The organism is Acinetobacter sp. GW821-FHT01C12, assembly GCF_059422625.1.
Genome location: NZ_JBWKXD010000014.1, coordinates 25,194 through 37,009 on the forward strand (window position 1 = coordinate 25,194; position 11,816 = coordinate 37,009).

Here is an 11,816-nt window from a genome sequence, read left to right on the forward strand (position 1 = left end):
TAATTCCCTCAAATCATGCTGAAGAAACATAAAGAGTTATTTATGCAATTGAATCGTTCAAAATTGATGTTGGCTTGTCTTATTGCAAGCACGATGGCAGTGAGTGCTTGTTCAAAGAATCCAGACTCAAAAAAAGATGACACTTTAACTGCGACAGCACCTGCAACAGGTGAGGCATCGAATTTAACTGAGCGTGATGCAAAACAACGTCTAATCCAAACATTACAAGCCAATTTCAAAAAGGCTGGTGTTAAAGCCAAAATTTTAGATGCTAAACCGACTGAAATGCCAAATCTTTATTGGATCAGTATGGAAGGCATGAGCTCAGTCTATGCAACATCTGATGGTAAATTCCTGATCCAAGGCGATGTGATCCGTTTAGGTGGTGATAAACTCAGTAGCATTGGTGACAAAATACAAGCTGCAGAAAACAAGAAATATCTTGCTGAGTTAAATATTAAGGACCTGTTGGTTTACCCTGCGCAAGGCAAGGTTAAACATGTCATCTATGTATTTACTGATGCAAGCTGTCCTTATTGCCATAAACTTCATGAACATATCAGTGAAATCACGGCTAAAGGTATTGAAATACGTTATATCGCATGGCCACGTGGCGAACAATTTATACCGACGATGGAAAGTATCTGGTGTAGTGCAGACCGTAGTGCTGCATTTAATCAAGCCATTGCCGGTACTGCACTTCCGCCAGCAAGCTGTAAAAATCCAGTTCGTGACCTATATGCTTTAGGTCTAAAAATGGGTGTAAATGGTACCCCTGCAATCTACAATGCAGAGGGTGAATATCTGGGCGGTTATATGACTGCTGACGAAATTGAAAGCCGTTTAAATAAATAATTTTTATCAGTAAATTTACTATTATTTATAGCTCAATATAAAGATGCGTCAGACTCTAGAGTCTGGCGCATTTTTTAGCTATGATCTAAGCTTAATATAATTTATATACATAATTGGAGTGTGACGTGAAACCAGTTCGTCTGGCAATACTCGGTCTTGGAACCGTAGGCGGTGGTGCCCTTAAACTACTACAAGAAAACGCTGCTGAAATTAGACGTCGCACCGGCCGAGAAATTGAAATTACCCACGTAGGTACGCGTCGTCCACGTCCAGATCTAAATTTACCAGCAAGCATTAAACAGAGCGCCGACCTGCTAGATATCGTCCGCCAGCCTGATGTTGATGTTGTCGTTGAAGTCATGGGCGGTATCCACCCTGCTTATGAAGTCATGATGGAAGCCATAAAACATGGCAAACAAGTGGTAACGGCAAACAAAGCCTTACTGGCAGAACATGGAAATGAGCTGTTTAAAGCGGCTGATGATCACCACGTACAAGTTGCCTTTGAAGCAGCGGTTGCCGGTGGTATTCCAATTATCAAGGTCATTCGTGAAGGCCTAGCAGCCAATAAAATTGAATGGCTGGCCGGTATCATCAATGGTACAGGCAATTTCATTCTGACTGAAATGAGTGAAAAAGGTCGTGCCTTTGCGGACGTACTCAAAGAAGCGCAAGAACTTGGTTATGCCGAAGCAGATCCAACGTTTGATGTTGAAGGGATTGATGCTGCGCATAAGCTGACTATTCTTGCATCATGTGCCTTTGGTATTCCTTTACAGTTCGATAAAGTTTATACCGAAGGTATTACCAAGATCACCGCACAAGATGTGAAATATGCTGAAGAGCTTGGCTATAAGATCAAACACTTGGGTATTGCACGTCGTTCTAGCAAAGGCATCGAACTTCGTGTACACCCAACCCTAATTCCAGAAGAAGAACTTCTTGCCAATGTAAATGGCGTGAAGAATGCTGTTCTGGTTCAAGCCAATGCAGTTGGTCCTACATTGTATTATGGCGCAGGTGCAGGCGCAGGCCCTACTGCTTCTGCGGTTGTGGCGGATGTGGTTGATATTGTCCGTGATATCATTTACACAGAAGATGGTTCAGGTACTATTCCTCAGCTTGCCTTTGAAGCTCTTTCCGACTTGCATATCTTATCGAGTGATGAGATGACCACAGGTTATTATTTGCGTTTAAATGCTGAAGACCAAACTGGTGTACTCGCAGATGTAACAACAATTTTAAGTCGCACGGGGATCAGTATTGATGCCATCATGCAGCAACCTCGCTTAAAAGATCTGATTCCTATCGTGATTTTGACTGATCCGATCGTCGAATCGAAAATGAATGAAGCGATTGCACAAATTCAAGCCTTACCTGCTATCCATGGCGAAATCGTACGAATTCGTTTAGAATTGCTCGATAACTAATCGGGTTTTAAACTCCTCTAAATTTGCAGCAATACCCTGCAAAGCGCCATTCAATGAATGGCGCAGCCTCTCCGAGTAGAGGCTTAGAGGTTAAAAGAATATCTTATTTGCTCTACACACAATTGGAACACCATCATGTCTAATGCCAATCGCTATACAGGACTTGTTGATCGCTATCGTGACCGCTTACCAGTATCGAAAACTACACGTGCTATTTCTTTAAATGAAGGTAATACGCCTCTCATTAAATTAGACAATATTCCCGGTATTATTGGTAAGAATGTTGAAATTTATGTGAAGTATGAAGGTTTAAACCCGACAGGTTCGTTTAAAGACCGTGGCATGACCATGGCAGTGACCAAAGCGGTAGAAGAAGGCTCTAAGGCGATTATCTGTGCATCTACAGGCAATACCTCTGCTGCTGCTGCTGCATATGCTGCTCGTGCGGGTATCAAAGCATTTGTGTTAATCCCAGAAGGCAAAATTGCCATGGGTAAAATGGCACAAGCGATGATGTATGGTGCAATCACTATGCAAATTCGCGGCAACTTCGATGACGGCATGCGTTTGGTTAAAGAAGTTGCAGACCAAGCACCGGTAACGATTGTTAACTCAATCAACCCATACCGCTTACAAGGTCAAAAGACCATTGCTTATGAAATCGTAGAAGCGTTAGGTCGTGCGCCTGACTACCACTGCTTACCTGTTGGTAATGCGGGTAATATCACTGCGCATTGGATGGGTTATACCGAAGCAGTTGCGAATCAACCTGTTGAAGCATTTGAACAAGTGGTTTATGACCCTGCAACAGATAAGTTTACAGGTCCAAACCCTGAAGGTCGCCCAATCATGGTTGGTTATCAAGCTTCTGGTGCTGCACCGTTCTTACGTGGTGGTCCTGTTGAAAACCCAGAAACAGTTGCAACAGCAATTCGTATTGGTAATCCTCAAAGCTTTAATCATGCCAAAGCGGTCGTTCGTGACTCAAATGGCTGGTTTGATGAATTGACTGATGCTGAAATTTTAGAAGCACAACGTTTGCTTTCTATGTATGAAGGTGTATTTGTTGAACCTGCTTCTGCGGCATCTATCGGTGGTGCAATTCGTGATATCAAAGCAGGTAAAATTGCTGAAGGTTCTGTGATTGTATGTACTGTGACAGGTAATGGTCTAAAAGATCCTGATACTGCAATTAAACAATGTGAAGATGCAGTGATGCTGTCTATTGATGCAACAATGAATCAAGTGAAAGACTCTATTCTTTCAAATATGTAATAACGCATTCACATATAAAAAAACCAGTTGTGCGCAACTGGTTTTTTTATTTGCTCAAGCTCAACATTATTCTTCTTCTTCATATTGGTCATAATTTAGATCTGATTCACTCTTGCACTATATATCAATTGCTTTGTCAGCACGATTTGAAAAAGTGCTACCCAAACACCAGATTTACACATCTCATAATCTATTTTTTATGCTTAATTTAAGCATAAAAAAAGCCCTTCATATTGAAGAGCTTTTTGTGATGTGGCTGGTTAAGTGCCGTGAAAAACTGATTAGATACGTTTCGGTAAATTACTGACCCAGTTTAATAAATTAGTTGCATCATTGGTACGTGCCTGAGAAGAACTTGCACCTAATAACACCACCACAGCTGGACGACTATTTACAGTGGTGTGCATAACCACGCAACGCCCTGCTTCATTGATATAACCCGTTTTAGAAATATTAATATTCCAGCCGCCATTACGTACTAAGGCATTGGTATTGTTTGATTTCAACACGCGATAACCTAAATTAAAGTCATAGTGTGCTGTTGTTGAAAATTGACGGATCAAGCCATATTGCGATGCAGCACTGACTAAAATCCCCAAATCTCGAGCAGAAGAAACATTACGTGGATCTAAACCAGTAGATTCAACATAATGGGTTGAGTTCATGCCCAATTGTCGTGCTTTTGAATTCATTGCAGCAAAAAACGCTTGGCGACCACCTGGGTAAGTACGTGCTAAAGCCGCTGCAGCTGGATTTTCAGATTTCATCAATGCCACAAGTAACATTTCAGCACGATTCATGGTATCGCCAACTTTTAAAGTTGAACTTGAATTCTTACCACCAGCACCCGCAAAATCGATTTGTTGCAAGGTGATGTCTTCAGACATATTTAGACGGGCATCTGCGGTAATCACCGCTGTCATCAACTTGGTAATTGATGCGATAGGCAACGCCATATTAGTATTTTTACTAAACAGGACTTCACCTGTTTTTGCATCCATTACCAACGCAGCACGTGCATTTACCGATGGTTGGCTGTTATAGGTATTAGTGTCATAAATCTGTACAGACTTATTGGTTAATGTTGTTGGTGCAGCATTTGATGCACGAATTGTTGTGGTTAAAGTGGTTGAGCCTTTTGGAGAAATATCCTCGCCATCATCATCCAGAGAGTCACCATTGAGTAACTGGCTGGCATCTGAAGAAGACCAATTTACAGTTGCTTGTCCGCTCCCCCCCGATGAGTTCATAATGATTTCAGCAAAACCGGTAGAACTCAAACTGAGTAGTACTGACAAACTCAGCACATGCATTAACGTTTTTTTTGGTTTTTTCACGATAACTTACTCACCTCAAGGAGGTATTCACAAACTTGCTAATTACCTCAAATATGACTTACATTTACACTCAAACGTGACTATATTAAAACAAATATTTCAATCACGCCGTATTATGCGTAAATATTGAATGGATATTAGGAATAGGATTGCCAATTTTGTTATGTCTTTGCAAGTCTTTTTTGCTTTATGTAACAAAAATGTCGATATTGAGAAATTTAAGGAGGTGTAAGTGATTACTGTTTTAGTGGTAGATGACCATGAATTAGTAAGAACCGGCATCTGCAGAATGTTAGAAGATCAGACCGATATTCAAGTCATTGGACAAGCAGAATCTGGTGAAGAAGCAATTACGATTGTAAGGCAACAACATCCCAATGTGGTTTTATTGGATGTCAACATGCCTGGAATTGGTGGTGTAGAAACTACCCGTCGTTTGTTACAAACCGCACCTGATACCAAAGTACTCGCTGTGAGTGGTTTGGCTGAAGAACCCTATCCATCGTTATTATTAAAAGCTGGAGCTCGTGGTTACATTACCAAGGGCGCGCCGATCACTGAAATGGTTCGCGCAATCAAAAAAGTCATGCAAGGCGGTAAGTATTTTAGTGCCGATATTGCCGAACAACTTGCAAGCTCTTATTTATCAGATACACAAACCTCACCTTTTGACGCGCTGTCAGAACGTGAAATGCAAGTTGCCATGATGGTGGTAAATTGTGTCAGTGCACAAGAAATTTCTGACAAACTCTTTGTCAGTGTAAAAACAGTCAATACTTATCGTTATCGTATCTTTGAAAAATTAGGACTTGATAGTGATGTAAAACTCACTCACCTTGCGATACGTTATGGTCTAATTAAGCCATAAATTGATTAAAACAATAATTTATCTTGAGTACGATTTATGTCGCCTACGGTAACGGTTCCCATTTATCAAACAATTTACCGTCTAGGCACACTGTATTCAGGGTATAGATTGGTTATTGCCTTTTGCTTAGTCATTATTTTTCTGATTACCCTTGAACATCAACCCGTACATTACCAATATCCCAGCTTATATTTTTATTCTCTAACCGCATTTACGCTGATTGCAGCATTACAAATGATGCTGCTCAAGTTCTACCCGCATGGGGTTGGACGACAATTTATTGGTTTTTTTATTGTTGATATTCCCTTTCTGAGTACCTTGGTATTTGCCCTCAATGGGCCAAATTTAGCCATCAGTATTTTGTTCGTGATTGCCGTTTTTACCGCAAATTTTCTGCTGAGTAAAAATAAAGCACTATTCGTAACACTGGTTTCTGTGATTGCGATTATTTACCAACAGTTTTTAGGCAGCTTCTTCGATTTTTCAAATTTAAATAATATTAGTAACAGTGCCTTATTGGCTTTTTTATTTTTTATGGTCTATGGCATTGGACAGATTGCAATTAATCGCTTCCAAGTTTTGGAGTCGTTAAATACCTACCAATCTCTTGAATTATTTAAGTTACAGAACATTAACCGCTATATTTTAGAACAGATTGAAGTGGGTTATTTGGTGCTCGATGAAAAGTGCAAAATTATTGTCAGTAACCCTGCCGCCTGTTTGCTTTTGGGTATTTCACCACTTTACGCACATGAGCAATATCATTTATCCAGCTTTCAACCGGACTTATATGAAATCTTAAAAGATGCCATGTTACGTGATGGAGAACGCTTCCAATTTGAATCGCATCAGTCCTCGTATACGGTCGATATTCGCGTACAAAAATTGATTGTTCCGCATCAAGCACTCACGCTTTTGGTCCTCGAAGATGCACAAAAAATTAATCAAAAGGTACAACAACTCAAACTTGCCGCACTTGGTCAATTGTCCGCCAGTATTGCCCATGAAATTCGCAACCCACTTGCTGCTATTGCGCAGGCCAATGATCTCTTTATCAGCAGTGACCCAGAACAACAAACCATTTTAAATCAAATGATTACCAAGCAGACCATCCGTATCAATAATATTATTAAAGATACCTTGGATATGGCAAAAAATAAAAAGACCCATACATCGAAAATTAATTTTCAAGAATTTGTTGATGACTTATTACGCCATGATCTAGGGGATGCTCAGGAAAAAATCAAATTAGAGGTCCAATCTGATGTTTGGATTTATTTTGATGATTCTCATCTTCGACAAGTTTTAATCAATTTAGTGCGTAATGCATTACGTCACAATGATCAAAATGCTGAGCACATTTTAGTGCAAACGTTTAAAAATGAATCACACGTATATATCGATGTGATTGATTATGGGAAAGGCGTCACAAAACAAGATCTTTCGCAATTATTTCAGCCATTTTTTAGTACCGAAATCAATGGAACTGGTTTAGGATTGTACCTATCGCAGACGATATGCGAAGCGAATCAAGCGAAACTAATTTACGTAGAGCAAAAACAACAAGGGGCGTGCTTCCGTATCGAATGCCCACTCATGGATTAGATTAGGTTTTTGGGGATATGACTACACGACAACCATTGGTTTTACTTGTAGATGATGAACAAGATTTATGTATGTTAATGCAAATGAGCCTTTCTCGGATGGGCATCAAAACGCATATGGCACACCATTTACAACAAGCCAAATATTTTTTTAGTGAATATAAATATGATGCCTGTATTACCGATTTAAACCTCCCTGATGGCAGTGGTTTAGATTTGGTTAAACATGTATCGCAGCATTATCCTAAAACGCCTATTGCAGTCTTAACTGCATATGGAAATATGGAAATTGCGATTGCCTCGCTGAAAGCAGGCGCTTTTGATTTTGTCAGCAAACCGATTAACCAATTACATCTGCAACAGCTTTTACAAAAAGCTTTGCATGTACCACAGTTAAGAGAAACGATCAGCGATGCGCCGCTTGAGGAATCAATGCTCATCGGTGATTCACAGGTGATTCGTAAGTTAAGAGAATCGATTAAAAAAATTGCTCGTTCACAAGCACCCGTATTTATCACGGGTGAATCTGGAACAGGCAAAGAGGTTGTTGCCAACCTCATCCATCTACTCAGCAACCGCAGTGATAGCCCTTTTGTTGCGATTAATTGTGGTGCAATTTCTGAAGAGTTGATGGAGAGTGAGCTATTTGGACATAAAAAAGGCTGCTTTTCAGGTGCAACTCAAGACAAACAGGGCCTTATTCAAGCTGCCAATGGTGGTACCCTGTTTTTAGATGAAATTGCAGAACTGTCATTGGCGATGCAAGCCAAACTGTTACGGGCATTGCAAGAAAAGAAAATTCGTCCTCTAGGTAGTGATACCGAAATCGAAGTTGATTTTCGTATTATCAGTGCGACACATCAAGACATTGAAGCATTCGTTGAACAAGGCAAATTCCGCCATGATCTGTTCTTTAGAATTCATGTGATGGATATTGTGCTCCCGCCATTGCGCGAACGTGATTGTGATATTCTAATTTTAGCCAATCATTTTCTTCAGCAAATTTGTACAGAGTGGCGTATTTCAACCAAGTCTTTCACTGAACAAGCCAAAGCTTTTCTTTTGCAACAACATTACTCAGGCAATGTTCGTGAATTACGCAATATCATTGAAAAAGCCATTACCATGAGTGATGAAGACTATATTGATATTCAACAACTACAACCAGCTCCACATCGTGGTATCCACAAAGTCGAACAGCATGATCTGATACAAAGTAAAGCCTTGCCTATCGTCATGCCGAATAAAGCACAAAACATTCCAGAAGAAGGTTTAGAGCAATATTTGGAAAAGGTTGAAAAAGAAGTGCTGTTATCTGCATTAAATCAAACCCATTGGAACCGTACTTTAGCTGCGAAGAAATTGGGCATGACGTTTCGTTCTTTACGCTACCGTTTGAAAAAGTTTGGTTTAGATACCGATGATGATGAATAAAAGTAGCCTCCATTCTTCATCATAATATCAACTCAAGCGTTTTTGTTTTTTGTACGGTTTTATATATAGCGTAGTGACATAAATGTCATCGTTGGGTAGGGGGGTAGAACGCCCCCTTGCCCACAATATGATTTAACTGCCGAATGTCAGATATAGCAGCATAAAACGGCTACAGTGTTATAAATTCACTTCTCAGCATTCAACTTTATCTATCTCGATGTTTTAATAATTGATCAGCAACATTATTTAAATAGGTTTCTTCTTTTTGATCCAAAGCCCATGGATATTCCAAATTAGGGCGAATACCCTGCCCATCAATCATATTGCCATTAGGCGTATAATAATGCGAAACCGTCATTTGTAATGCAGCGCCATTTGGCAATGGAAATAATTTCTGTACAACGCCTTTGCCATAGCTTTTTTCACCAATGACCCAAGCACGTTGATGCTCTTTCATTGCAGCTGTAAAGACTTCTGCAGCAGATGCTGAACGACCATTAATCAAAATACCTAATTTGGTATTAGACGACTCATCACCCGGTAAGGCTTGGAATTGTTGATTGCCTTCTGAACGACTTTTGGTCGAAACAATCGTTCCCTGAGTTAAAAACAGATCAGCCGTTTCAACAGCAGCGGAAAGTAAACCACCAGGATTATTGCGCAAGTCGAATAGCACGGCTTTTACTTTTTGAGTGCTGTATTCTTCGATTAAACGTTTAATTTCATTGGCCGTATCTTGTTGAAAAACTTTGACTTTAAGAACTAAAACCTGATTATGCAACATAATCGGCTCTATATCTGCCACTTCTAATTTGCGATTTCTGACCACTGTGATGGCTGGGCTTTTTTCATTGAGTTGCAACTGAAAAGTTGAACCAATTGAGCCATGTAATAAATCTTCGACTTGCTGAGCATTTAAATTTTTAAGTTCTTGATTTTCAATTTTAAAAATAGTGAAGCCATTTTTTAAACCGAGTTTAAATGAATCTGAATTATCGCGTAAATTCTTCACTTTCCATTGATGAATATGACTATCAAAAGCCAATTCAAAGTCAGCAGTCGCAAGGTCACTTTCCGTGTATTGCATCAGCTGTTTATATTCTTCAGGACTTAGATAACGTGAATAACGATCTAAACCACCCACCAGCCCTTTGATTGCCTGTAAAAACAGAACATCATCTGGTTTTTCCTGAACATAGTTGTCTTTGACGATGCCGTAGATTTGTACAAATTGCTCAATCGATTCAATGGGCACTTCGGCAATACTTTCTTCGACATCACCATCAAAATCAAGTGCGGCAGCATTTTCTGCTGCCCAAACTGAATGGCTTCCACAGGCCAACAATCCTGTTAATACAGCAATATATTTCCAAGCTTGAGCCATTCACGCACCTAGTTTTTAATAGAGATAATTTTATGCTTTCAATGTAATTAAATTACGGCCTTGCATTTCTGTCGGTACAGGGAGATGCATTAAACTTAAAATAGTCGGTGCAACATCTGCTAAAACTCCACCTTCAGCAATCGTCGCTGAGGTTGGTCCAACATAAATGAAAGGTACAAGTTCAGTGGTATGCTGTGTATGGACTTGACCACTCACATAATCCTGCATTTGCTCGACATTACCATGATCAGCGGTAATCAGCATGTGACCATGCTTTGCCATTACAGCTTCATATAAACGACCAAGGCTTGTATCAACCGCTTCAACTGCTTTCACAGCTGCATCAAACACGCCAGTATGACCCACCATATCGCCATTGGCATAGTTCACCACCAAAAGGTCAAACTCACCTGAATTGATCGCATCAACCAGCTTGTCGGTAACTTCTGGCGCGCTCATTTCTGGCTGTAGATCATAAGTCGCCACTTTCGGTGATGGGATTAAAATCCGTTTTTCACCTGGATATTCATCTTCACGGCCACCGCTAAAGAAGAAAGTCACATGGGCATATTTTTCTGTTTCTGCAATACGTAACTGCGTTTTGCCTAAAGAAGATAAGTATTCACCAATTGAATTTTTTAAACCTTCTGGCATATATGCCACTGGTGCATCGATCGTCGCTTGATAACGCGTTAACATCACAAATTTGGATAGATGTGGTACCACTTTACGCTCAAAACCTGCAAAGTCTTGCTCTACAAATGCTTTGGTAATTTCACGTGCACGATCAGCACGGAAATTCATAAAGACCACACTGTCGCCATCTTGGATTTTTGCGATTTCACCAATACGGGTTGCTTTAACAAATTCATCATTTTCATTGGTTGAATAAGCTTGCTCTAAGCCTTCAACTGCTGAATCAACAACACGTAAAGCTTCTCCTTCAGTCATCAGACGGTAAGCTTGTTCCACACGATCCCAACGATTATCACGATCCATGGCAAAGTAACGTCCAATCATCGTGGCAATACGGCCTTGATTTGGATATTGTGCAAATACAGCATCGAGTTTTTCTAAAGAAGGTTTTGCACTGCGTGGTGGCGTATCACGACCATCTAAGAACGCATGTAAATAGACTTTTGCCCCACGTTTCAAAGCAAGCTCACACATCGCAATAATATGATCTTGATGGGAGTGGACACCACCCTCTGACAACAGCCCCATGATGTGTAATGCACCATTTGCCGCTTTGGCTTTTTCTACCGCATCAATCAGAACTTCATGCTCGAAAAAATCGCCGGTACGAATGTCTTTGGTGATACGGGTAAAATCTTGATATAGCACACGACCTGCACCCAAGTTCATATGCCCCACTTCTGAGTTACCCATTTGCCCATCTGGCAAACCCACATCTTCACCTGAACCTGAAATTAAACTATGCGGATGCTTTTCTTGCATCATGGTTAGATTTGGCGTTTTTGCTGCTAAAAACGCATTATCTTCGACCGCTTCACGATGACCCACACCATCCATAATCACTAGAACGTGAGGGATTTTGCCAGCAGTTGCATCCGTCATGATTTACACTCTTTACTGTTTACAAATTAATCGTTACATCTTACCGTTTTT

The 11,816-nt window shown here is 40.3% G+C and carries 9 protein-coding genes; 6 read left to right on the plus strand and 3 right to left on the minus strand.

Annotation, left to right across the window (positions count from 1 at the left end; all coding sequences use genetic code 11):
- Nucleotides 1-42 precede the first annotated feature (42 nt).
- From AC07WY_RS19970 to thrC, 3 genes are all read left to right on the plus strand, one after another.
- Complete coding sequence (locus AC07WY_RS19970) at nt 43-855, plus strand: thioredoxin fold domain-containing protein (RefSeq protein ID WP_004818569.1); 813 nt, start codon at nt 43-45, stop codon at nt 853-855.
- Between the two features lie 125 nt (nt 856-980).
- Nucleotides 981-2,285, plus strand: a complete 1,305-nt coding sequence (locus tag AC07WY_RS19975; RefSeq protein WP_004718385.1) for a homoserine dehydrogenase — start codon at nt 981-983, stop codon at nt 2,283-2,285.
- 135 nt (nt 2,286-2,420) lie between these two features.
- Nucleotides 2,421-3,560: a threonine synthase gene (gene thrC, locus AC07WY_RS19980; protein ID WP_004818568.1), complete on the plus strand. Its 1,140-nt coding sequence runs from the start codon at nt 2,421-2,423 to the stop codon at nt 3,558-3,560.
- A gap of 281 nt (nt 3,561-3,841) precedes the next feature.
- Here thrC and pbpG read toward each other — a convergent pair whose 3' ends face one another.
- Nucleotides 3,842-4,897, minus strand: a complete 1,056-nt coding sequence (pbpG, locus tag AC07WY_RS19985) for a D-alanyl-D-alanine endopeptidase PBP7/8 (protein WP_004718389.1) — start codon at nt 4,895-4,897, stop codon at nt 3,842-3,844.
- A 232-nt stretch (nt 4,898-5,129) separates the two neighbouring features.
- Between pbpG and gacA the strand changes: the two genes are divergently transcribed.
- The 3 genes from gacA to AC07WY_RS20000 are packed head-to-tail and all read left to right on the plus strand — an operon-like array spanning nt 5,130 to nt 8,803.
- Complete coding sequence (gene gacA / locus AC07WY_RS19990) at nt 5,130-5,765, plus strand: response regulator transcription factor GacA (RefSeq protein WP_004718392.1); 636 nt, start codon at nt 5,130-5,132, stop codon at nt 5,763-5,765.
- 36 nt (nt 5,766-5,801) lie between these two features.
- The gene (locus tag AC07WY_RS19995) at nt 5,802-7,370 is read left to right on the plus strand and encodes a sensor histidine kinase (protein WP_239046605.1); all 1,569 of its coding nucleotides are present in this window, start codon (nt 5,802-5,804) and stop codon (nt 7,368-7,370) included.
- A gap of 17 nt (nt 7,371-7,387) precedes the next feature.
- A complete protein-coding gene (locus tag AC07WY_RS20000) occupies nt 7,388-8,803 on the plus strand; it encodes a sigma-54-dependent transcriptional regulator (RefSeq protein WP_419335466.1) in 1,416 nt (471 codons plus the stop codon).
- A gap of 205 nt (nt 8,804-9,008) precedes the next feature.
- Here the strand turns inward: AC07WY_RS20000 and AC07WY_RS20005 are convergent, their stop codons facing one another.
- Complete coding sequence (locus AC07WY_RS20005) at nt 9,009-10,187, minus strand: S41 family peptidase (RefSeq protein WP_004818558.1); 1,179 nt, start codon at nt 10,185-10,187, stop codon at nt 9,009-9,011.
- A gap of 30 nt (nt 10,188-10,217) precedes the next feature.
- On the minus strand, nt 10,218-11,765 hold the full coding sequence (gene gpmI, locus AC07WY_RS20010; RefSeq protein WP_419335465.1) for a 2,3-bisphosphoglycerate-independent phosphoglycerate mutase: 1,548 nt from the start codon (nt 11,763-11,765) through the stop codon (nt 10,218-10,220).
- Nucleotides 11,766-11,816 lie beyond the last annotated feature (51 nt).

Coding starts and splice junctions, on each gene's coding strand:
- AC07WY_RS20000 (WP_419335466.1), top strand. CDS start 7,388: ATGACTACACGACAACCATTGGTTTTACTTGTAGATGATGAACAAGAT.
- thrC (WP_004818568.1), top strand. CDS start 2,421: ATGTCTAATGCCAATCGCTATACAGGACTTGTTGATCGCTATCGTGAC.
- AC07WY_RS20005 (WP_004818558.1), bottom strand. CDS start 10,187: ATGGCTCAAGCTTGGAAATATATTGCTGTATTAACAGGATTGTTGGCC.
- AC07WY_RS19995 (WP_239046605.1), top strand. CDS start 5,802: ATGTCGCCTACGGTAACGGTTCCCATTTATCAAACAATTTACCGTCTA.
- AC07WY_RS19970 (WP_004818569.1), top strand. CDS start 43: ATGCAATTGAATCGTTCAAAATTGATGTTGGCTTGTCTTATTGCAAGC.
- gpmI (WP_419335465.1), bottom strand. CDS start 11,765: ATGACGGATGCAACTGCTGGCAAAATCCCTCACGTTCTAGTGATTATG.